Genomic DNA, 20,457 nt, shown 5'->3' with positions numbered 1-20,457 from the left:
CCTCAGCTTCCGCAGCCGATTCCGGTCGCGCAATCCTTCAGCCGTGCCAGCTCCTGCGAGGGAATCTGGGTCGGCTCGGGATACTCGAAGATCTCTCCCTCGTAGTTCCTCAGCACGGTCTTCTCATGATCGCGATGGACGACGTAGTTCGGATTCAGCGGGATCTTGCCACCGCCACCGGGGCCATCGATCACGAACTGCGGGATGGCGTAGCCGGTGGTGTGACCGCGCAGGCCCTCGATGATCTCCACACCCTTCGACACGGAGGTGCGGAGGTGAGAGGAACCCCGGATCAGATCGCACTGATAAAGATAGTAAGGCCGCACACGGCACATGAGCAACTTGTGGACGAGAGCCTTCTGGATCTCCACCGAGTCGTTGACTCCCTTAAGCAGCACGCTCTGATTGCCCAGCGGGATACCGGCATCGGCGAGACGGCCAAGCCCTTCCTTCACCTCCAGCGTGAGTTCGCGGGGGTGATTGGTGTGAACGGAGATGAAGAGCGGGTGATACTTCTTCAGCATGTCGCACAGCGCCGGTGTGATGCGCTGCGGAAGGAAGATCGGGATCCGCGAGCCGATGCGCAGGAACTGGATGTGCGGGATGGCGCGGAGACGGCTGAGGATCTTCTCCAGCTTCGCGTCCGAGAAGAGGAGGGGATCACCACCGGAGAGCAGGACATCGCGGACCCCAGTGTGCTCTTCTAGGTATTTGAAAGCGGCTTCCCATTGCGTCTCCAAGTGCTGCTCGCCTACTCCGGAAACCACCCGCGAGCGTGTGCAGTAGCGGCAGTAGGACGCGCAGCGGTCCGTGACGAGGAAGAGCACGCGGTCCGGATAGCGGTGCACGAGACCGGGCACCGGCATGTGGGAGTCTTCCCCGCAGGGGTCAGCCATTTCCTCGGGAGCATCCCAGCCTTCTTCCATCCTCGGGATGACCTGTCGTCGGATCGGGCAGTTCGGATCGTTTGGATCGATCAGATTGAAGAAATGCGGAGTGATCGACATCGCCAGCTTGTTGCCAGCGAGCAGAACGCCAGCTCTCTCCTCGTCCGTGAGGTCGATGCGGGCTTCAAGGGCAGACAGCGAGGAAACACGGTTCTTGAGCTGCCAGGTGGCATCGTGCCATTCGGTCATCGCCTCCGCCGGCCAGTAGCCTGGTGCATGGGAGCGGAAAACGGGGTCGAGGTCGGTTGGTTGGCCCATCGGGGTTCCGCGAAAATAGGGGGCAATATCCCCCTGTCAAATGGGTGTTTCTGCGGGTGCCAGCGAGGATGATCTTCGGGACTTGTTCCGAGAAAGTGTCGGATGATGAATCCCCGGATGCCGGGAGTCGAACATGAAGCCGGTGCGCGCTCCGCACCTTTACTCTTCGCAAGTCATTCGGCATTCGGGAATTCCGCATTCTTCATTCTGCCTAGCCTTCGGCGTCCTCCTTCTTCACCGCGGGGGAGATGGAGTCGATCAGCTCGAGAGCTTCCCGATCAAGTTCGGGGGCGGCCATGGCGGCGAGGGAGTCATCCAATTGGGCGACGGTGCGGGCGCCGATGATCGCGGAGGTGACTCCCTGCTGATCGAGCGCCCAGCGCAGGGCCAGGTGCTGGAGGCTCAGACCACGCTCGCTGGCGAGTTGATGGAGCGCACGGAGCTTTTCGCGTTGGGCCTCCACTTGGGCGGTCTGGAGGAAGCCCTCGGAACGTGCGGCACGGGATCCTTCCGGGATGCCGTCGACATACTTGTTCGTGAGCATCCCTTGCGCCAAGGGGCTGAAAACGATCGAACCGATGCCCTTGTCTTCGAGCCATTCGTGGATGCCTTCGGCTTCCGGCCAGCGGTTCAGGATTGAGTAGGGCGGTTGATAGATCAGGCAGCGGACACCCATGTCCTTCAGGATCTTCACCGCCTTTTTGAGCATCTTCAGCGGATACTTGGAGATCCCCACGTAGAGCGCCCGGCCGGATTGCACCGCGGTCGCAAGGGCGGACATCGTCTCCTCCAGGTTCGTGTTCGGGTCCGGACGGTGGGAGTAGAAGATGTCCACGTAGTCGAGACGCAGGCGCTTGAGCGACTGGTCGAGTGAGGAAAGCAGGTGCTTGCGCGAACCCCATTCGCCGTAGGGACCCTGCCACATGTCGTGGCCGGCCTTCGAGGAGATGATGAGCTCGTCGCGGTGGGCGGCGAAGTCCTCCGACAGGATGCGGCCGACGTTCTCCTCCGCACTGCCAGGAGGCGGACCATAGTTGTTGGCCAGATCGAAGTGGGTGATGCCCCGATCAAAGGCGCGGCGCAGGATCGCGCGGGCCTCGATCTGATCGTCGACGTGGCCGAAGTTATGCCAGCAGCCGAGGGAAATCTGGGGCAGCAGCAGTCCTGAGTCACCGCAGCGGCGGTACGGCATACGGCCATTGTAGCGGGTAGGATCGGCGGAGTACATGAAAGAGGAGCTTACGAATTGCTAGGTATCAGGTTCCAAACGGAAGCGAACGGAGGGCATGGATTCGCACCAGCACCGGCGGATGGGAATGATCGAGGAAAACCCGGAAGGGGTGGGGGGTGAGATTCGAGAGATTCTTCGCGGAGAGTTTTTTGAGGGCGGATACGAGAGATTCGGATTCACCTGTCGCCTTTGCGGCGAAGGCATCGGCTTCGAACTCATGCTTGCGGGACCATGCGTTGGCCGCGATGCCGAGCAGGCGGCTGGCAGGCGCGAAGAGGATACCGAAGAGCACCAGACCGACATGGGGTGAGATCTGCTCGACTCCGAAGGCATCGAAGAGCTCCCGGGAGAAGGCTCCACCACCGATCACTAATCCCAGCAGGTAGACGAGCACCGCCGCCTGCAGGATCGATACGGCGAGGCGCTGAACGATATGCTTCAGCTTGAAGTGGCCGATCTCATGGGCGAGCACGGCGACGAGTTCGTCCTGCGTCTGCTCCTCGATCAAGGTGTCGTAAAGGGCGATCTTCTTGTTCTTGCCGAAGCCGGTGAAGAATGCGTTCGCCTTGGTCGAGCGCTTCGATCCGTCCATCACGGAGATCTCTCCGAGCGGGAATCCGCACTTGCGGGCCATCGCCTCGATCGCCTGGCGCAGCGGACCATCGGCCATGGGGGTAAACTTGTTGAACAAGGGCAGGATCAGAGTGGGCGCCAGCCAGGTGAGAAAGAGTTGGAAGGTGACGAAGAAGCCCCAGGCCCAGAGCCAGGCGTTCGAGACATTCCCGAAGATCCACAGGATGCCAGCGGCGAGTGGCAGGCCTAACAGAGCGGCAAGTACGAGGCCCTTGATCTGATCGATGACGAAGGTCTTCGGAGTGGTCTTGTTGAAGCCGAACTTCTCCTCGATCACGAAAGTGTCGTAGATGGAGAAAGGGAGGTGAATGAGGGTGTGCCCGATGAAGAGCAGCCCGAGGAAAAGCAATCCGGCCGGGATCTCCCCGGATACCAGCCCGCGCGAAAACCCATCCAACCAGCCGAAGCCGCCGAGGGTCCAGAAAACCAACAGGACCGTCAGCGAGAAGATCGAGTGGATGATCTCGAAGCGGGCCGACTCGCGGGTGTAGGCTTGGGACTTGGCGTAGCGCTCGGCGTCGAAAACGTCGGTGAACTCCTTCGGAAGGTCCGGAGACAGCGCCTTGAGGTTGAGCAGGGTGGCGATGAAATCCAGCTTCCACAGGGCGAAGAGGGCCACGAGGATCAGGATGGCGACGGCGTTGAACTCCATGTCGGCACCAAGCTTGTACCGGACCTGTCGGGGTGGATAGGGGATATTCGTGAATCCTTGCCGGATCAGATCCCTCCGCTCGGGCTCATGAAGAAAGCCGCCGCAAGTCCGCCAACGATCAAGAGGACAAAGAGCCCGAGAATGATCCAGACGATCAGCGGTGTCCGGTATCTGATGTGGGGCGTGACGGCGATGATGTCCTTATAGCTCGGGCTGAAGACCATGCTGCCCTTCTTGGAGAAGAGGATGCTCAGGATGTAAGCATTGATCAGGAGGCCGATAACACTCTGGGGCAGTGAGAAGATTGAGAGCACCACGCTGATGCCGGTCAGAATCCCGCCAACGATGCGAGCCGCGGGGTTCAGCCTGCGGATGCCGAAGGCCACCCAGAAACCTAAGATCCCGAGCAGCAAGAGGAGGCCCGAAATCCCCATCGCTGCTCCTGCGATCTCGGATGCCCCGGTCGCAAATAGGCCGCCGATGGCTGCCAAGACGAAGAAAACCGAGCCGATGAGCCACAAACTGCCAATCCCTTTCACCGAGGCCTCGTGCTTGATGTGATCGCGACGGATAATTTCAGCCTCATTGGATCCAGGCGGGGTATAGTCGAGAGGAGCGGCGGGAGCGGCGTAAGGATTGTTCTCCATGGAAGGGCGGAAGAGTCCCGGGATGTTATGTCGTCCCGCTTTTGATCGTCAAGTTAGCTCGGCAGGGCTCTCAATCCGCAGGCCAAGCACGCATGGCGGCGCTTGCCACGGCATCCAGCTCCTTTGCACTCGCCCCATCCCGGGCCTGAATGGACATGCCCTGCTGGACCGTGACGAAGAAGCGGGCCAAAGCCTTGACCTTCGTGGTCTTGGGAAGCTCGCCCTCCCTGATTCCTCGCTGAAGGCGAGCTTCAAGCAGCTGCAATGATCCTTGTCGCGCCTCCAAAACTTGGTCCGCGAGGCTGGCAATACCCTCACTGGGAACCGCCGATAGCACCACCATGCAGCCGAGAGGATGCTCCGGGCAGGAAAGGGAACGGGCGGAGAGCCTGAGGAAAGCCTCGATGCCGAGCTTCGCGGTCGGGGCGGATTCCAAGGCGTGGCTGAGCTTTGGTATCCCCATGGCTCCGTAGTGGCGGATCGCCTCCGCGTAGAGCTGCTCCTTGCTACCGAAAGCGGCATAGAGGCTGGGCGACCCGATTTCCATGGCTGCGCACAGGTCATTCATGGAGGCGGCGGTGAAGCCCTTTTGCCAGAACACCCGCATGGCCGCTTCCAGAGCGGCGCTGCGATCGAACGAACGAGGGCGTCCGCGGGTTGTGGTCTTGTCGCTCATGAAACGATTTTTGTGTCGATCGATCTATAAATCGGTTGACGGGCTCCCGCAAGCCGATATGAATTTTGTGTCGAACGATACAGAAATACCATGAGTACATTGACAGGAAAACGGGCATTGGTCACGGGAGCAAGCCGTGGAATCGGCGCGGCAATCGCGAAAGCTTTGGCCGCGGAAGGCGCGAGCGTGGCGATCACCTACGAGCGCTCGGCGGATAAGGCCGGGGAAGTGGTCAAGGAAATCGAAGCCGCCGGTGGCAAGGCCGTGGCCTTCGCGGCGAACAGCGCGGATCCCCAAGCGGTCCGCAGTTCGATCGATCAGACGGTTGCGGCCCTCGGGGGCTTGGACATCCTCGTGAACAATGCGGGAATCGCACGCCAAGGCAGCTTTGAGGAGATTTCCCTTGAGGACATCGACGCGCTCCTGAACGTCAACGTGCGCGGAGTGATCCTGGCCAGCCAAGCGGCCATCCCTCATCTCACCAGCGGCGGCCGTATCATCAGCATCGGCAGCGGTTTGGGCGAGCGGGTCCCCTTCGGCGGCGTGACCGTTTACTCCGCCACGAAATCGGCGCTGCGCTCCCTGACGGCGGGCTTGTCCCGTGAACTCGGGCCCAAGGGCATCACCGTGAACCTTGTTCAGCCGGGCTCCACCGACACGGACATGAATCCAGCCAATGGCGAGGGTGCTGAATTCCAGAAAAGCGCGATGTCGCTGGGCCAGTACGGAACTCCTGAGGACATCGCTGCTGCGGTTGTCTTTCTTGCCGGTCCGGGTGGCAAACAAATCACCGGCACGACCATCACGGTCGATGGCGGGGCGATCGCTTGAGATCGATCGGTGATCAAGGGCCGGCGTTTCCATTGCCAGGGAACACCGGCCCTTGCTATATTCGGGACGAGCTTCTGTCGAATGAACCGACTCATATTGGAGAGATTCGCATACAGGGCGAAGTGGGATTCCGGACGGGAGACGCACGGCTGGTGTGTTCTGATCGACGGCGAGCCCTTGCTCGAAAGGATCAAGGCGTTTGAGATGCCCTTAGCCCGGCGAGAGAGCGACGGGGATTTGGCGGGTGCCTATGACCCCGCGCTCTTGGCGGGCCGGGAGGAACTCATGGGGGAGAAGTGTGGTGGCTGCGGGGTGCCGGAGAACTCGGTAGCCTTGCTCGGATGCGATTGCGGTTGGCCGGATTGTTGGCCACTGGCCGTCCGAATCGAAATCACGGGAGATCGCGTCCGTTGGAGCGGATTCCAACAGCCCTTCCGCGACTGGGACTACTCCGGCTTCGGTCCTTTCGAGTTCGAGCTAGCGCAATATGAAGGCGAGCTGGCGAAGCTGGCGGGCTAGGGCTTCTCCTTGGATGCTTCAACGAAGGCCTTCAGCAGCCGAGCTTGGCGCTCATCCGGTAGCATCTTCTCCGGATGCCACTGCACGCCGATCAGGAAGCGGTCCGGGTCGATGGATTCGGTAGCCTCGATCACGCCGTCCAAACTGATGGCGGCAACACGCAACTTGGAGCCGAGGCCATCCACGGCTTGATGGTGCCATGAGTTCACTTCGAACTCCGCATCGCCGTAGATCTTGTGGAGTCGGGTGCCGGGCTCCAGCTTCACGGTGTGAGTGGTGCCGCGGTGGTTGCCGCCCTTTTCGCTTGGGATGTCCTGCACCAGCGAGCCGCCATGAAGGACATTGATCCACTGGCTTCCCAAGCAGATGCCGAGCAGGGGCTTGTCGGTCTGCTCGATCCAGGCCCTGCCCAACACCTTCTCGAAACCGAAGCGGTTCGGATCAAGCGGCTCGACGGTCGGGTGGGCAGCTTCTCCATACTCCGCGGGTGGAATATCGGCTCCGCCCGGTAGGAGCAGCCCATCCAGCCTCTCCAAGTAATCCGCGAGCTCGGTGTCACCCCCGGCGTGATCCGGCAGAATCACGGGGATGCCTCCGGCCTCCCGGATCGCCTGCACGTAGGCGTCCCCATTTACGCTAGCGATGCCGATCAGAGGGGCTCTTGGCGCTGATGAGGCGGGAGTGGCGGATGGGGTCTGGCGGCCTGTGAAGAAGCCTATGCTCCCAGCCGCGAGCACGGCTACCAGAGTGACCCAAGTGCGGCGGTTCATACTGAATGGATGCAGGAGGCGGCTTGGTGAATCAAGCCGCCCCTCGCGGACCTCCCGAGGGTTGGACCCTGTCTTAGCCGAGCTTCACCAGCAGGTCATCGCTGTCCACTTGCTCGCCCTTGGCCACGAGGATCTCCTTCACCACGCCGTCTTGTGAGGCGCTGACGGTGGTGAGCATCTTCATGGCTTCGAGCACGATGAGCTTGTCGCCCTCCTTGACCTCCTGGCCGGGGGAGACGGCGACTTCCGTCACCATCCCGGGCATCGGGGCGCAGGCCTGGGCCGTGTCGTCCGGCTTACCCTTTACGCGGGCGGCCTTCGAGTCCTTGCTGACACGGGACTTGTCCACCACCACACTCTCGCGCGGCATGCCGTTCAGTTCGTAGAAGAGCGTGCGCTTGCCGTCAGCATCGGCGTCGCCGATCGAAACCAGCTTCACGAAGAGCGTCTTGCCGGGATCGATCTCCATCTCGACCTCCTCGCCGACATGCATGCCGTAGAAGAAGGCCGGGGTGGCGAGTCCACTAAGGTCATCGTACTTCTTCCGGAAGTCCACGAACTCCGCGAAGACTGCGGGATACATCAGATGGGAGTAGAGATCGTCGTCATCCACTTGACGACCGATCTTCTTCGCGACCTGCGCGCGGGTGGCTTCCAGATCCACCGCTTCGGCGAGGTCTCCAGGCCGCTGGGTGGTGGAGGGCTTGTTGCCCAGCACGACCTTTTGCACATCGGCAGGCCAACCGCCATCCGGCTGACCCAAACCGCCGGCGAGCATGTCGATCACGCTCTCCGGCCAGTCGATCGAGCCCGGCTTCAGCTTGGGCACGTCCGCCGCCTTGATGCTGCGGGTAATGAGGAACATCGCCATGTCGCCGACCACCTTTGAGGATGGCGTGACCTTCACGATGTCGCCGAAAAGCTGGTTCACGTCCGCATAGGTGCGGGCGATCTCGCGCCAGCGGTGGCCCAGTCCCATGGCATTCGCCTGCTCGCGCAGGTTCGTATACTGGCCGCCCGGCATCTCGTGCTCGTATACCTCCGCCGTGCCGGCGCGCGGTGCCGAGTCGAAGGGCTTATATTGGGCCAGCACCTCTTCCCAGTAGTCGGAGACCTCGTTAAGAGTGTCGGCATTCAGGCCGGGATCGCGATCCGAGTTCGCCAATGCGGCGGATACCGAATTGAGGTTCGGTTGCGAGGTCGAGCCGGAGAGCGACGCGATCGCGAGGTCCGCGATATCGACACCGGCACGGGCCGCGGCGATGACCGAGGCGGCATTCAGGCCGGAGGTGTCATGCGTGTGGAAATGGATCGGGATGCCGATCTCCTGCTTCAGCGCGGCCACGAGATTGTAGGCGGCCTGCGGTTTGCAGAGTCCGGCCATGTCCTTGATCGCAAGGATATGGGCACCCATCTTCTCCAGCTCCTTGGCCTTCTGGACGTAATACTTCAGCGAGAACTTGTCGCGCTTCGGATCAAGGATGTCGCCGGTGTAGCAGATGGCCGCTTCACACAGCGCCTTGCCATGATCACGCACGGCCTCCATCGCCACTTGCATGTTCGGCAGGTAGTTCAGCGAGTCGAAGATGCGGAAGATATCCATTCCCGCATCCGCCGAGTGCTTCACGAAGCCCGCCACCACGTTGTCCGGGTAATTCGAGTAGCCCACGGCATTCGAGCCGCGGAAGAGCATCTGGAACAGGATGCCCGGCACCTTTTCGCGCAGGCGGCGCAGGCGATCCCATGGATCTTCCTTCAGGAAGCGCATCGCCGTGTCGAATGTGGCACCGCCCCACATCTCCAGAGAGAAGAGATCGGGCAAGCCTTCGGCATAGGCGTCGGCGATGCGGAGCATGTCCACCGTGCGCATGCGGGTCGCGATCAACGACTGGTGCGCGTCACGCATCGAGGTGTCCGTGATCAGCAGGCGCTTCTCGGCCAGGATCCATTTCACGAACTCGTCCGGCCCTTTCTCTAACAGGATGTCCCGGCTGCCCTTGAACTCCTTGATCTCCGGCTGCGGCACGCGGGGATTGAGGATCGGCTTCTCCGGTTTCCAACCCTTGGCGGTGGCATTGCCATTGACGGTGATGTCGGAGAGGTACGAGAGCAGCTTGGTTGCGCGGTCGCGCTTGGCCTTGAACTTGAGCAGCTCCGGCTTGGTGTCGATCAGCTTGGTATGAGCTTGGCCGGAGCGGAAAGTGTCGTCCTTGATGACGTTCTCCAGGAAAGGAATGTTGGTCTTCACCCCGCGGATGCGGAACTCGCGCAGGGCGCGGTCCATGCGCACGCATGCGGTCTCGAAGTCGCGTCCCATGGCGGTGAGCTTCACCAGCATGGAATCATAGAAGGGGGTAATCACCGAGCCGGCATCGCCGGAGCCCGCATCGAGACGGATGCCGAAGCCCGCGGCGGAGCGGTAGTTCAGGATGCGGCCATAGTCCGGTGCGAAGCCCTTCTCCGGGTCTTCCGTGGTGATGCGGCATTGGATCGCGTAGCCATTGCAGGGGATCTCATCCTGCGGCGGGATCGCGATTTCCTTGTCGAAAAGGGAGTAGCCCTTTGCGACGAGGATCTGCGAGCGCACAAGATCGATGCCGGTGACGCACTCGGTCACCGTGTGCTCCACCTGGATGCGCGGGTTCATCTCGATGAAGAACCAGTCCTTCTGGTCCATGTCGTAGAGGAACTCGACCGTGCCCGCATTGTTGTAGCCGATGCCCTTGGCGAGCGTCACGGCGGCATCGCACAGCTCCTTGCGGACCACGGGATCGAGTTCGATCGAGGGAGCGATTTCCACCACCTTCTGGTAGCGGCGCTGCACCGAGCAGTCGCGCTCGTGCAAATGGACCACATTGCCGTGCTGGTCACCGAGGATCTGCACCTCGATGTGCTTGGCGCGGGAGATATAGCGCTCGAGGAAAACCGCGGGATTGCCGAAGGCCTTCTCGGCCTCGCCCTGTGCCTCGGCCAGCAGGCCGGCGAGCTGCTCGGGCTTCTCGACCACGCGCATGCCGCGCCCGCCGCCACCAAAGGCCGCCTTGATGATGAGCGGGAAGCCGATCTCTTTCGCCACCTTCAGGGCTTCAGAAGGATCGGTGATCGGTTCTTCCGTGCCGGGCAGGGTGGGGACGTTGAACTTCGCGGCCAGCGTGCGCGCTGCCGTCTTGTCACCCATGTTTTCCAGCAACTCGGGGGAGGGGCCGACGAAGGTGATGCCTTCGCGCGCACAGGCCCGGGCGAAAGCGGCGTTCTCGGAAAGGAAGCCGTAACCCGGGTGGACGAGCGTCACACCCTTGGACTTCGCCAGCGCCGCGATCCCATCGACATCAAGGTAGGCACCCACCGGACCCTTGTTCTTGTCGAGTTGGTAGGCCTCGTCCGCCTTGAAGCGGTGACGCGAGAAGCGGTCCTCCTCGGCGAAGATCGAGACGGTGCGCAGACCGAGTTCGTTGGCGGCGCGGAAAATGCGGATGGCGATTTCACCGCGGTTCGCGGCGAGAAGCTTGTCGGTCTTGGGTTGCGGCATGCGGGGCAGTTCCTAAGGGAAGGCCCGCGAATCGGCCAAGGGTAAAGGTGACAGCGGGGCTTTCCTTAAGACCTCTGAAAATTCTCGAAGAAAATTTCCAGAAAAGTGTTGACGCAGGGGTTGGTGGCTGGTAATCCTTCGGCGTCGCGACAATAGTAGGCGGCCCGATTGAAGAGACTTTCCGGTTTTTGGGTTTTTCCGGGGTCTAGTCGATCGGGCCGCTTCTTTTTTGTGTGGAGCGAGTGTCGTTTTCGGGATCAAAGTTCGAGTTCGGAACGGGCATGAACTTTTTGCTCGTCAATTCGGAGCTTGTTATTGTTCAAGTGAACAATGACTGACTTCGAATGCTTTTTGCGGGAAGTAACTTGGTTCAACTATGATAAAATTCCCATGTCTATCGGCGAGACGAACCCGCGATCTGGACCGTCTGAGGACTTAATCGAAGCCTTCCCGGCTATGAGTGAGTTGCTCGGGAAATCGCGCACAACCGAGGTTATAGTCGGAGATAAGCAGTATGAATTGCTGGCGTGGACAAGGAGCGACGGCGTTCAAATGGGATGGCTTTGCCCTAAGCCGCCACCGGAAGTACCCGCCGAGATTTTCAGTCTCCACCGGTTGCTGCTCGGTGAATTCGGAGGGATTGAAGAAACGTTCAACCAACCGGACGATGCTTGGACGATGAATCAAAACTCCGTCTTGATTCTCGAAGAGGCTCTTAACGACGCCAGCCAGATCGAGTATTCTGACTGGCTATTCGAGGAGGAAGATCTTGAGATTCCTATCCAGCCCTCGGACTACCATGGAATTTCTCGGGAAGCCAATAGTGACATGACCATCTGTCACCGGACTACGGGTGAGGTTCTATTGCTCGCCCATGATCACGGCTACAGCCACGCAAAGTTACTTCCGGGCTGTCCCGAAGGAACGCTCTACACCCTCGACGGAGCCCCAACATTTACCGCCTTTGTGGATATCATTGCGAAGCAGTGGCTGGCCGAAATTCGGAACTAGGTTGCTTCAGGGGAGGACCTTGGAGATCCGTCCCCGATCCAAGTCGAAGGGGCTAAGCTCCAGCATCACCACCGTATCCTCGGTTAGTTCCGGTGGCGCGGCGGCGAGTTCTTTTGAGAAATGGCAGATGACCCGCTTGCCGTTCGGCAGGGCGGCCTCGTGCAGCCCGTTCTCTAGCTTCTTCAGGATCGTCCCGCGGGTTCGCAGGCAATCGTCGTGGGGTCCGCCGGGGCTTCTCATGGGAACGGCGGAGAAGCAGTCACGGTCACGGGCAATTTGCAAGCGCGCTCAAGGCGGCGGCTTGACGCGGGGAGGGTGCTGCTTCAATCTTCCCGCGCTTTCCGCGGCCTCCGGTCAGGTCCGGTTGCGGAGCCTATCCCTAGCACCATGAAGCTCCGACTGATTCTCCCGGCCTCCGCCGCCCTGTTCCTGGCGGTCTCCTGCACTCCTTACGTCGAGGAACCTCCACAGGCTCCTGCCGATCCGGCGGTGAACAAGCAGCAAACCGAAGAGGAAAAGCAAAAGATCGCCGAACAGCGCGAGAAGAAGAAAAAGGAAGCCGAGGAACTCGCGAACAAGGAGAAGCAATCCGAAGGTGAGCCAGGCGCACAGGACAAGCCGGCCGGTAACCCCGATGCCGACAAGACCCCGCCGAAGAAGCCGGAAGAAGCCAAAGCTGAGATCCGCGTGGCCAAGCCTGTTCCGGGCAAGCCGGGCTTCGTCTTCAGCCCCTTCAACAACAAGATCATCGACGTGAAGGGCATTCCGAGCGGCCGTCTGGTGGCCGATCCGACCTATCCGGCATCCGAGAAGAAGCACTTCCGGGTTCCCTGAGATCGCGACCTTTTCGCACGATTTGATTTCGAGGAGCCGGTCCCCAGCAGGGCCCGGCTCCTTCATTCCCGGAAACCCGTGATGGATTTTAACAAGGTGGCCATTCTCGGCGGCGGGCTCCTCGGTGGCTCGCTGGCGCTGGCCCTGAGAGAGCGCTTCCCGCACCTGCCGGTGGCCCTTTGGGCGCGGCGCGCGGCGACGGTGGAGTCGGCACGGCAGCGGGGAATCTCAGGGGCCACGGAGCATCTCGCGGCAGCTCTTGATGGCGCTGACCTCGTGGTGTTGTCCACCCCCGTGGGAGCGATGGCCACGGTGCTGCTGGCAGCTCAATCCGCCGGGCTTTGGCAAGACGCACTGGTGACGGATGTGGGCAGCGTGAAGGCAGCCCCGCACCGCTGCCTGCAACCAATTCTCCGGAGAACCGGCGGGCGTTTCATCGGCAGCCACCCGATGGCAGGCTCTGAGCAAACCGGTATCAGCGCTGCCGAGGCCACACTTTTCGATGGTGCTGCCTGCCTGCTGACCGACGACGACCGGGTAGGGGATCCTTGGTCGTCCCGTCTTCAGCGTTTCTGGGAAGCGGTCGGGTGCCGCGTCTCTTGGATGGAAGCACAGGCCCACGACGCGCTGGTTGCCCGGATCAGCCATTTTCCGCACCTCATGGCAGCAGCCGCTGCGAAGGTCGCTTTGACGACGCCCTCCGATGGTCGTTTCGGCGGCGGCGGACTCCGCGATACCACCCGCGTGGCCGGTGGCGACCCCGACATGTGGGCGGAGATCGTGACGGAAAATCGGGAAGCCCTGCGTGGCGTCTTGAGTCATGCCATCACCGAGATGAGTGAAATGCTTGCCATGCTGGAAGCGGGCGAGCAAGAAGCCCTGCGCCGCTGGCTGGACGACGCGAAACAAGCCCGCGAAGCTGCCCTTGCCGTCGTCAGAAACGATTTTCCATGAGTGAGTTCCGAGTTCGATCGATCCGCACGCTGGATGCCGCCTTCCCGGTGCCCGGCGACAAGAGCATGTCTCACCGCGCGGCGATGATCGCGGGCCTCGCCGATGGGGTTTCGACGGTGCGGAACTTCCTGCCGAGCGAGGACTGCCTGAACACCTTGGGCGCGATGACCGCCTGTGGGGTGAAGGTGGAGGTGTTGGAGGAGATGCCCGGCTTCGGTCCAACTTCGATGCGCATTCACGGCCGCAAGATGCAGCTCGCCGCGCCGACCAGGCCGATCGATTGCGGCAACTCCGGAACCGGCATGCGCCTGCTGGCCGGTCTGTTCGCGGGCCAGTCCTTCGACACGGAACTCTTCGGAGACGAGTCGCTCTCGGGTCGTCCGATGGGCCGCATCACCGATCCGCTCGCGTTGATGGGAGCGAAGATCGATTGCTTGGGAGAAAAGCCCGGCTGTGCCCCGCTGAAGATTCACGGCACGCAACTCCACCCGGTGCGCTATGAGCTGCCGATGGCCAGCGCCCAAGTGAAGAGCGCGGTGATCCTTGCCGGGATGTTCTGCGAAGGCACCACCACCGCCGTGCAGCCCGCCGACACTCGCGACCACACCGAGCGCATGCTCGAATCCTTCGGTGTGAAGGTGAAGACCGAGGGCGGCGCGATCTCGATCAAGGGAGGCCAAGTCCCGCAGGCTCGCGACTTCCGTGTGCCGGGGGACATTTCCAGCGCGGCCTTCTGGGTGGTGGCTGCGGCCGCGCTGCCGGGCTCCCGCTTGGTCATCAAGAACGTCGGTCTCAATCCGACCCGCACTGCCGTGCTCGATGTGATCGAGCGCATGGGCGCGCAAATCACCCGCACGGTGATCTCCACTGACGATGGCGAACCGATCGGCGATGTGGAGATCCGCGGTGGCAAGCTCAAGGGCACCGAGTTGCTCAAGGCCGAGATCCCGAACCTGATCGACGAGATCCCTGTGATTGCCGTGGCTGCCGCACTGGCCGAGGGCAAGACGACGATTCGCAATGCCAAGGAACTGCGGGTGAAGGAGACCGACCGGATCACCACTGTGGTCAATAACCTGCGCGCGATGGGCGGGCAGGTAGAGGAATTCGAAGACGGCATGGAGATCACCGGCGGCCAGCCTCTGCACGCTGCGGCGATGGAGAGTCACGGGGATCACCGCATCGCCATGGCCTTTGCCATCGCCGGCCTCTTCGCCGAGGGCGAAACGATCATTGGCAACACCGCCTGTGTGAACACCTCCTATCCCGGCTTCGCCAAGCAACTCGCCGCCGTGATGGACGAGAGCAAGTCGGCCGAGGACTACGATCTTCCCACCGTCCCGGTCGCCCCATGATCCTCCATCGCGCCATCGCTATCGACGGGCCCGCCGCCTCCGGCAAGAGCACGCTCGCGCGCATCCTTTCGAAGCGCCTGAACCTGATCATGGTGAACTCGGGTGCGATGTATCGTGCCGTGACTTGGAAGGTGCTCAAGCAGGGTGTGAATCCGAACGACCGTGCCGCGGTGGTGGAAGCCCTCCGCCAGATGGAACTCCAATGCGGGGTGGACGGCCTAGCCTCCACCGTGAAGGTGGACGGAGTCGATCCCGGCGACGAGCTGCGCAGCGAGGAGGTGAATGCCAATGTCTCCGCCGTGGCCGCCGTGCCGGAAGTGCGCGAGTGCCTCGTCTCCCTCCAGCGCGATTACCTGAAGCTGGGCGACGTGGTGATGGAAGGCCGCGACATCGGCTCCGTAGTCTTCCCGGAGACTCCATATAAGATCTACATGGATGCCGACCCCGGCGTGCGCGAGGCTCGCCGCGAGGAAGTCGGGGAGGTGGATTCCGTTGCCGCCCGCGATCATGCGGACAGCCGCCGTGAAACCGCTCCGCTTAAGATCGCGGAAGGCGCGGCGATCCTTGATACTTCCGGGCATACCATTGAAACCGGCGTGAAGGCTGCTTTGGACATCCTCGCGAGCCAAGGCTTCCCGATTCCGCCGGAAGCGGAGGATGCCGTGCTCTAACAAACGACTGTGATGCGTTGGGTCTATTGGTTCGGTTGGTCTCTTTTCGGCAGTGCCTATCGCTCGCTCTTCGGGCTGAAGGTCATTGGCCGTGAGAATCTGGTCCGGGACGGGGCGGTGCTGATTGCCTCGAACCACGAGAGCTTCCTCGATCCGCCGTTGATCGGCACCTTGTATCAGGACGAGATGTTCTACCTCGCCCGTAAAACCCTGATGAAGGGGGCGCTGCTGAAGTGGATCTACCTTGCTTGGAACTCGATCCCGGTCGATCAGGACCGTCCGGACATGACGAGCCTGAAGGCCATCATCAAGCTGCTCGCCTCGGGCCGCCGCGTGCTGATTTTCCCGGAAGGGGAGCGCAGTCTCGATGGCAACATGGGTGCGGCCCAACCGGGAGTCGGCCTGATCGCCGTGAAGTCCAACGCGGTCATCCAGCCGATCCGGATCGAAGGTGCCCGCGAGGCTCTGCCGCGTGGCTCCGGCCGCATCCGCTTCACCCAGATTACGCTCTATATCGGTAAGCCGATCCGGTTGACGGAAGACGAGTTGAATACGGCCAAGGGCAAGCACGGCTACCAGCACATCGCCGACCGCATCATGGATGCGATCAAGACGGCCTGAGCTCTTTTCATTTCTACGTGAAATTCCGCAGCCGCTTCTTGCGTCTGAGGAAATCCGTGCTCAACTTCCCAGTCGGGTCGGGGAGTTCGAAATGAGCAACGAATACACACGGCGGGGCTTTCTAGCCACCGCCACGCAGGGGGCCTTGCTGGGGACGGGAGCTTTGGAGTTCCTATCCCGATTGCCTGCTATTTCGGCGGCGGAGGCCGGTGTCGATGCCTCCATCGTCCGCTTTCTTCCGGAGATCGAACCACTGGTGCGCCTCCTCGAGGACACACCACGGGAGCGGGTGATTGAGGAAGTAGGTCAGAGGATCAAGACCGGTACCACGCATCGCGAGATCCTTGCAGCAACCTTCCTCGCCGGCATCCGGAACATCCAGCCGCGCCCTGTCGGGTTCAAATTCCACGCTGTCCTCGTCGTCAATTCCGCCCATCTCGCCAGCCAGAATTCGCCGGACGCCGACCGCTGGTTGCCCCTGCTCTGGGCGGTCGATCAGTTCAAAGCCTCCCAAGCCCGCGACAAGAAGGAGGGCGATTGGACCATGGAGGGGGTTTACGAGCCTTCCGTGCCTCCCGCCGACCGTGCCGCGGAAGCATTCCGCAAGGGCATGGATGCTTGGGATTGCTCTTGCGCCGATAGCGCCGCCGCGAGTCTGGCGCGCGGATCGAGTTCGCAGGATGCTTTCGATCTTTTTTGCCGATATGGAGCCCGCGACTACCGTGACATCGGACACAAGGCGATCTACGTCGCGAATAGCTGGCGTCTGCTCCAGACCATCGGCTGGCAGCACTCGGAACCGGTCCTCCGGTCCCTCGCTTACGCTCTCCTCGCGTGCGATGGGACCAACCCTGCCGATGGCGACGCCCTCGCCGACCGGCCGGGTCGCAAGAATGCGGAGCGCCTTAAGGAACTCCGCGTGACATGGAATGGCGGTGAGAACCGCTCCGGTGCTGCCGCGGATTTGCTCGCCGTACTTCGCTCCGGATCTTGGGATGAAGCCTCGGCCAAGGTGGTATCTCTGATTAACAGCGGCTGCAGTCCGCAACCGGTCTGGGATGCGATGTTCCAGTGCTCCGCGGAACTGCTGATGCGGGCACCGGGTATCATCGCGCTGCATGCGTGCACTACCACGAATGCGCTTCACTACGCGTTCCGGCACGCTTCGGATGACGAAACCCGGCGCTTTCTGATGCTTCAGAATGCTTCGTTTCTCCCGCTCTTCCGCGAGGATGCGGGCATCAGTGGCGGAGTGGAGATCGATACCTTTGAGCCGATCGTCAGCGAGTCGCGCGGACATGCCGCCGTGGACGAGATTTTCGCCGGTCTGAACGACGATCGCCTCGGCGCGGCCCGCCGCACGCTGGATTTCTTGGATGCCGGAGGCGACCCGAAGCTCTTTACGGATGCGGCGCAGCGCCTCATCTACATGAAAGGCACCGACTCCCACGACTACAAGTTCAGCAGTGCGATCATCGAGGACTACAAGTCACTTTCACCTGCCTTCCGCAACCGCTTCCTCGCTGCCAGCGTTCACTGGCTGAAGGGTTCAGGTGGCGCGGATAGTCCGCTGGTCGTCCGCAGCCGCGCGGCGTTGTAAGGGCGGGGTTGCGAGGAAGCTTCCTTGATCCGCAACCCTTTTCCATCTGGCAGGGTTTCACCTTGATCCCCGCGCGACCCGCGGGAGGGTCAGGCTCCTCAGACCCATGGCCACTGTTACCCGTCTCCACATCAACGGCCGCGCTACCGCTTTAGAGGCGGATGGCGAGCGGATCCTTCTTAGCGTGCTGCGCGATGATCTTGGGCTCACCGGGTGCAAGCCGGGCTGCGGAGAAGGGCAATGCGGGGCTTGCACGATACTGGTCGACGGGAAACCGGTGCGGTCCTGCCGTGTTTCTGCCGGGTCCGTGGGCGAGTCGGAGATCCGCACGATCGAAGGCTTGGAGAAGGAGGGCAGATTGCATCCGGTCCAGCAGGCATTCCTCGATGCGGATGCCCTGCAGTGCGGCTATTGCACCTGCGGCATGATCATGAGCGCGGTGGCCCTCTTGGAGGAACACCCGCAGCCGACGGAAGAGCAGCTCCTCACCGCGATGGATGGCAACATCTGCCGCTGCGGTGTCTACAACAACATCCGTGCCGCCGTGAAGCGCGCTTCCGAAACCCTCGCCAGCAAATCGTGATGAAAGCCTTGGAAGCCCGGGTATTCGACCGCCGCCATTTCTTCAAGCTCCTAGGGGGGGGCCTGCTCGTCGCGTTTCTCACTCCGCAGCTAACGGCACAGCAGCGGGGTAATCGCCGGGGTGGTTCGCCCCGCCCGATGAATCTTGGTGCATGGCTACACATTGGCGAAGATGGTGTAGTGCAGGTTTTCACGGGGAAAACGGAGGTGGGGCAAAACATCCGTACCTCGCTTGCCCAAGCAATCGCGGAGGAGCTTCACCTTCCCATTGAACGCATCCATATGCTGATGGCGGATACCGATCTCGTGCCTTTCGACATGGGAACCTTCGGAAGTCGCAGCACTCCGGATATGGCGCTGCACTTGCGCAAGGTCGCTGCCACGGCCCGGGAGGAATTGATCGACTTGGCAGCAAAGGAATGGGATGTTGATCGCGGCGATCTCTCCGCGGCGGAGGGCAGCGTGATCCGTCCGAAGGCAGAAACGCGGGAAGAGAAGAGGGCGACTTACGCCCAGCTTCTGAAGGACAGGAAGCTCGCCGCCACCGTGACCAGTGACACGAAGCTCAAGCCAGCGAGCGAATGGAAGATCGCCGGAACCTCCGTGCCGAAGATCAATGGCCGCGATTTCGTGACCGGCAAGCACCTCTATACCACAGACATGTCCTTACCCGGCATGCTGCATGGCAAGATACTGCGGGCTCCAGTTTACGGCGCAAAGCTCAAGTCGCTCGACGACACCAAGGCCAAGGCGATGGAAGGCGTGAGCGTGGTGAAAGATGGCGACTTCGTGGGTGTGACCGCTCCCAATCCGTCTCTCGCGCAGCAAGCGATCGATGCTATGGCGGTCGAATGGGAAGGCGGCGGAGGTCCCTCCAATGCCGGTCTGTGGGAAGTACTGAAGAACAAGATCGACCGCGGCGACGAGGGTAAGCGAATCGACGAGGCGCTCGCGACTGCCGCGCAAAAGCTGGAGAAGACCTTCAATGTGGAATACATCGCCCACTGCCCCTTGGAAACAAGGGCGGGCGTCGCCGAGTGGAAGGATGGCAAGCTGACGGCATGGACCGGTACCCAGCGGCCTTTCGGCGTGAAGGACGAACTGGCCAAAGCGTTCTCGCTGCCGCCCGAGAAAGTTCGAGTGATTGTTCCCGACACGGGGTCGGGGTACGGCGGCAAGCACAGTGGAGAGGCGGCGGTGGAGGCGGCCCGCCTGGCGAAGGCCGTGGAGCGGCCGGTGAAGGTCTCTTGGTCGCGCGAAGAAGAGTTCTGGTGGGCCTACTTCCGTCCCGCGGCAGTGATCGAAGTGCGCGCGGCAATCGACAAGGAGGCCAAGCTCACGGCGTGGGAATTCCATAGCCACAATCCCGGCGGTGCGGCGATCGAGACGCCGTACGAGGTTCCGGTGAAATCGGTACGCAGCCACGGCAGCCGCTCGCCTTTGCGACAAGGCTCCTATCGCGGTCTAGCCGCGGCCGCGAATGGCTTCGCACGCGAATCCGCGATGGACGAACTGGCAGCTCTAGCCGGGCTCGATCCTTTGGAATTCCGGCTCCGCAATCTGAAAGACGAGCGCTTGCGCGCGGTTCTCGAGGCGGCTGCCGAGAAGTTCGGGTGGAAGGACCGCAAAGGGCACTGCGGCATCGCCTGTGGAATCGACAAAGGAGGCTACGTCGCCAATTGCGTGGAGGTCGAGGGGAAGGACGGGGAGGTGAAGGTCCGGCGGATCGTGGCCGCTTTCGAATGCGGTGCGACCGTCAATCCGGTGCACCTGAAGAGCCAAGTGGAAGGGAGTATCGTCATGGGACTCGGCGGTGCGCTCTTCGAAGCGATCCGTTTCGCGGATGGCAAGATCCTCAATCCTACCTTCTCCAAGTATCGTGTCCCGCGGTTCTCCGATGTTCCGCCCATCGAAATTGTGTTGCTGGATCGCAAGGATCTACCATCCGCCGGAGCCGGAGAGTGCCCGATCATTGCGATCGCGCCAGCTATCGGTGGGGCTATCCAGTCCGCCACCGGCAAGCGTCCGCTGGCGATGCCGATGGGGGCTTAGGGCGCGATTGTCGGCAGGGCTGGCGACTCTTGGGCTTGCCCGCGCCGCTGCCTACGCTTCAATCCCGCCAACCGAGAATCTTTC

General features: G+C 61.7%; 19 protein-coding genes. 11 read left to right on the top strand and 8 right to left on the bottom strand.

Annotated features, from left to right (window positions below; genetic code table 11):
- Nucleotides 1-2: 2 nt before the first annotated feature.
- From OJ996_RS20810 to OJ996_RS20790, 5 genes are all read right to left on the bottom strand, one after another.
- Nucleotides 3-1,205, bottom strand: a complete 1,203-nt coding sequence (locus OJ996_RS20810) for a KamA family radical SAM protein (RefSeq protein ID WP_264515605.1) — start codon at nt 1,203-1,205, stop codon at nt 3-5.
- Between the two features lie 211 nt (nt 1,206-1,416).
- Entirely contained in the window at nt 1,417-2,433 is a 1,017-nt protein-coding gene (locus OJ996_RS20805) for an aldo/keto reductase (protein WP_264515604.1), read from the bottom strand.
- 28 nt (nt 2,434-2,461) lie between these two features.
- The gene (locus tag OJ996_RS20800) at nt 2,462-3,721 is read right to left on the bottom strand and encodes a M48 family metallopeptidase (RefSeq protein ID WP_264515603.1); all 1,260 of its coding nucleotides are present in this window, start codon (nt 3,719-3,721) and stop codon (nt 2,462-2,464) included.
- A gap of 65 nt (nt 3,722-3,786) precedes the next feature.
- Nucleotides 3,787-4,368: a hypothetical protein gene (locus OJ996_RS20795; RefSeq protein ID WP_264515602.1), complete on the bottom strand. Its 582-nt coding sequence runs from the start codon at nt 4,366-4,368 to the stop codon at nt 3,787-3,789.
- A gap of 70 nt (nt 4,369-4,438) precedes the next feature.
- Nucleotides 4,439-5,044 (bottom strand): TetR/AcrR family transcriptional regulator, encoded by a 606-nt coding sequence (locus OJ996_RS20790; RefSeq protein ID WP_264515601.1) that lies wholly within the window; start codon nt 5,042-5,044, stop codon nt 4,439-4,441.
- 90 nt (nt 5,045-5,134) lie between these two features.
- Between OJ996_RS20790 and OJ996_RS20785 the strand changes: the two genes are divergently transcribed.
- Together OJ996_RS20785 and OJ996_RS20780 are read left to right on the top strand one after the other, a co-directional pair.
- The gene (locus OJ996_RS20785) at nt 5,135-5,875 is read left to right on the top strand and encodes an SDR family NAD(P)-dependent oxidoreductase (protein WP_264515600.1); all 741 of its coding nucleotides are present in this window, start codon (nt 5,135-5,137) and stop codon (nt 5,873-5,875) included.
- 81 nt (nt 5,876-5,956) lie between these two features.
- Complete coding sequence (locus tag OJ996_RS20780) at nt 5,957-6,394, top strand: hypothetical protein (RefSeq protein WP_264515599.1); 438 nt, start codon at nt 5,957-5,959, stop codon at nt 6,392-6,394.
- On the opposite strand, the gene OJ996_RS20775 is transcribed toward OJ996_RS20780, so the two are convergent.
- The gene (locus OJ996_RS20775; RefSeq protein ID WP_264515598.1) at nt 6,391-7,164 is read right to left on the bottom strand and encodes a gamma-glutamyl-gamma-aminobutyrate hydrolase family protein; all 774 of its coding nucleotides are present in this window, start codon (nt 7,162-7,164) and stop codon (nt 6,391-6,393) included. The genes OJ996_RS20780 and OJ996_RS20775 overlap by 4 nt on opposite strands.
- A 73-nt stretch (nt 7,165-7,237) precedes the next feature.
- Nucleotides 7,238-10,693: a pyruvate carboxylase gene (locus OJ996_RS20770; RefSeq protein WP_264515597.1), complete on the bottom strand. Its 3,456-nt coding sequence runs from the start codon at nt 10,691-10,693 to the stop codon at nt 7,238-7,240.
- 330 nt (nt 10,694-11,023) lie between these two features.
- On the opposite strand from OJ996_RS20770, the gene OJ996_RS20765 reads away from it, so the two are divergent.
- Entirely contained in the window at nt 11,024-11,704 is a 681-nt protein-coding gene (locus OJ996_RS20765) for a hypothetical protein (RefSeq protein ID WP_264515596.1), read from the top strand.
- Nucleotides 11,705-11,710: 6 nt separating this feature from the next.
- On the opposite strand, the gene OJ996_RS20760 is transcribed toward OJ996_RS20765, so the two are convergent.
- Complete coding sequence (locus OJ996_RS20760; RefSeq protein ID WP_264515595.1) at nt 11,711-11,944, bottom strand: S1 domain-containing protein; 234 nt, start codon at nt 11,942-11,944, stop codon at nt 11,711-11,713.
- A 147-nt stretch (nt 11,945-12,091) separates the two neighbouring features.
- On the opposite strand from OJ996_RS20760, the gene OJ996_RS20755 reads away from it, so the two are divergent.
- The 8 genes from OJ996_RS20755 to OJ996_RS20720 all read left to right on the top strand — a co-directional run bounded on the left by OJ996_RS20755 (nt 12,092) and on the right by OJ996_RS20720 (nt 20,373).
- Nucleotides 12,092-12,538 (top strand): hypothetical protein, encoded by a 447-nt coding sequence (locus OJ996_RS20755; protein WP_264515594.1) that lies wholly within the window; start codon nt 12,092-12,094, stop codon nt 12,536-12,538.
- A gap of 81 nt (nt 12,539-12,619) precedes the next feature.
- Nucleotides 12,620-13,492 (top strand): prephenate dehydrogenase, encoded by an 873-nt coding sequence (locus OJ996_RS20750; RefSeq protein ID WP_264515705.1) that lies wholly within the window; start codon nt 12,620-12,622, stop codon nt 13,490-13,492.
- Nucleotides 13,489-14,847 (top strand): 3-phosphoshikimate 1-carboxyvinyltransferase, encoded by a 1,359-nt coding sequence (gene aroA / locus OJ996_RS20745; RefSeq protein WP_264515593.1) that lies wholly within the window; start codon nt 13,489-13,491, stop codon nt 14,845-14,847. Before OJ996_RS20750 ends, aroA begins: the two co-directional genes overlap by 4 nt.
- The gene (cmk, locus tag OJ996_RS20740) at nt 14,844-15,518 is read left to right on the top strand and encodes a (d)CMP kinase (RefSeq protein WP_264515592.1); all 675 of its coding nucleotides are present in this window, start codon (nt 14,844-14,846) and stop codon (nt 15,516-15,518) included. The genes aroA and cmk overlap by 4 nt, the downstream gene beginning before the upstream one ends.
- 12 nt (nt 15,519-15,530) lie before the next feature.
- Nucleotides 15,531-16,139, top strand: coding sequence for a lysophospholipid acyltransferase family protein (locus tag OJ996_RS20735; RefSeq protein ID WP_264515591.1), 609 nt, complete (start codon nt 15,531-15,533; stop codon nt 16,137-16,139).
- A gap of 91 nt (nt 16,140-16,230) precedes the next feature.
- Nucleotides 16,231-17,739 carry a hypothetical protein gene (locus OJ996_RS20730; protein WP_264515590.1) on the top strand — a complete coding sequence of 503 codons (1,509 nt, stop codon included), beginning with the start codon at nt 16,231-16,233 and terminating at the stop codon, nt 17,737-17,739.
- A 106-nt stretch (nt 17,740-17,845) separates the two neighbouring features.
- Complete coding sequence (locus tag OJ996_RS20725) at nt 17,846-18,322, top strand: (2Fe-2S)-binding protein (RefSeq protein WP_264515589.1); 477 nt, start codon at nt 17,846-17,848, stop codon at nt 18,320-18,322.
- A gap of 137 nt (nt 18,323-18,459) precedes the next feature.
- A complete protein-coding gene (locus OJ996_RS20720; protein WP_264515588.1) occupies nt 18,460-20,373 on the top strand; it encodes a xanthine dehydrogenase family protein molybdopterin-binding subunit in 1,914 nt (637 codons plus the stop codon).
- Nucleotides 20,374-20,457 lie beyond the last annotated feature (84 nt).

Origin of the sequence: Luteolibacter rhizosphaerae (genome assembly GCF_025950095.1) — a bacterium.
In the GTDB taxonomy this organism is placed as follows: domain Bacteria; phylum Verrucomicrobiota; class Verrucomicrobiia; order Verrucomicrobiales; family Akkermansiaceae; genus Haloferula; species Haloferula rhizosphaerae.
The sequence above is the reverse complement of the archived record's forward strand: the minus strand, read 5'-3'. Positions and strand labels throughout refer to the sequence as shown.

What these genes read in the sequence shown, in the direction of transcription:
- OJ996_RS20810 (WP_264515605.1), bottom strand. Translation starts at nt 1,205, where the DNA reads ATGGGCCAACCAACCGACCTCGACCCCGTTTTCCGCTCCCATGCACCA.
- OJ996_RS20805 (WP_264515604.1), bottom strand. Translation starts at nt 2,433, where the DNA reads ATGTACTCCGCCGATCCTACCCGCTACAATGGCCGTATGCCGTACCGC.
- OJ996_RS20800 (WP_264515603.1), bottom strand. Translation starts at nt 3,721, where the DNA reads ATGGAGTTCAACGCCGTCGCCATCCTGATCCTCGTGGCCCTCTTCGCC.
- OJ996_RS20795 (WP_264515602.1), bottom strand. Translation starts at nt 4,368, where the DNA reads ATGGAGAACAATCCTTACGCCGCTCCCGCCGCTCCTCTCGACTATACC.
- OJ996_RS20790 (WP_264515601.1), bottom strand. Translation starts at nt 5,044, where the DNA reads ATGAGCGACAAGACCACAACCCGCGGACGCCCTCGTTCGTTCGATCGC.
- OJ996_RS20785 (WP_264515600.1), top strand. Translation starts at nt 5,135, where the DNA reads ATGAGTACATTGACAGGAAAACGGGCATTGGTCACGGGAGCAAGCCGT.
- OJ996_RS20780 (WP_264515599.1), top strand. Translation starts at nt 5,957, where the DNA reads ATGAACCGACTCATATTGGAGAGATTCGCATACAGGGCGAAGTGGGAT.
- OJ996_RS20775 (WP_264515598.1), bottom strand. Translation starts at nt 7,164, where the DNA reads ATGAACCGCCGCACTTGGGTCACTCTGGTAGCCGTGCTCGCGGCTGGG.
- OJ996_RS20770 (WP_264515597.1), bottom strand. Translation starts at nt 10,693, where the DNA reads ATGCCGCAACCCAAGACCGACAAGCTTCTCGCCGCGAACCGCGGTGAA.
- OJ996_RS20765 (WP_264515596.1), top strand. Translation starts at nt 11,024, where the DNA reads ATGACTGACTTCGAATGCTTTTTGCGGGAAGTAACTTGGTTCAACTAT.
- OJ996_RS20760 (WP_264515595.1), bottom strand. Translation starts at nt 11,944, where the DNA reads ATGAGAAGCCCCGGCGGACCCCACGACGATTGCCTGCGAACCCGCGGG.
- OJ996_RS20755 (WP_264515594.1), top strand. Translation starts at nt 12,092, where the DNA reads ATGAAGCTCCGACTGATTCTCCCGGCCTCCGCCGCCCTGTTCCTGGCG.
- OJ996_RS20750 (WP_264515705.1), top strand. Translation starts at nt 12,620, where the DNA reads ATGGATTTTAACAAGGTGGCCATTCTCGGCGGCGGGCTCCTCGGTGGC.
- aroA (WP_264515593.1), top strand. Translation starts at nt 13,489, where the DNA reads ATGAGTGAGTTCCGAGTTCGATCGATCCGCACGCTGGATGCCGCCTTC.
- cmk (WP_264515592.1), top strand. Translation starts at nt 14,844, where the DNA reads ATGATCCTCCATCGCGCCATCGCTATCGACGGGCCCGCCGCCTCCGGC.
- OJ996_RS20735 (WP_264515591.1), top strand. Translation starts at nt 15,531, where the DNA reads ATGCGTTGGGTCTATTGGTTCGGTTGGTCTCTTTTCGGCAGTGCCTAT.
- OJ996_RS20730 (WP_264515590.1), top strand. Translation starts at nt 16,231, where the DNA reads ATGAGCAACGAATACACACGGCGGGGCTTTCTAGCCACCGCCACGCAG.
- OJ996_RS20725 (WP_264515589.1), top strand. Translation starts at nt 17,846, where the DNA reads ATGGCCACTGTTACCCGTCTCCACATCAACGGCCGCGCTACCGCTTTA.
- OJ996_RS20720 (WP_264515588.1), top strand. Translation starts at nt 18,460, where the DNA reads ATGAATCTTGGTGCATGGCTACACATTGGCGAAGATGGTGTAGTGCAG.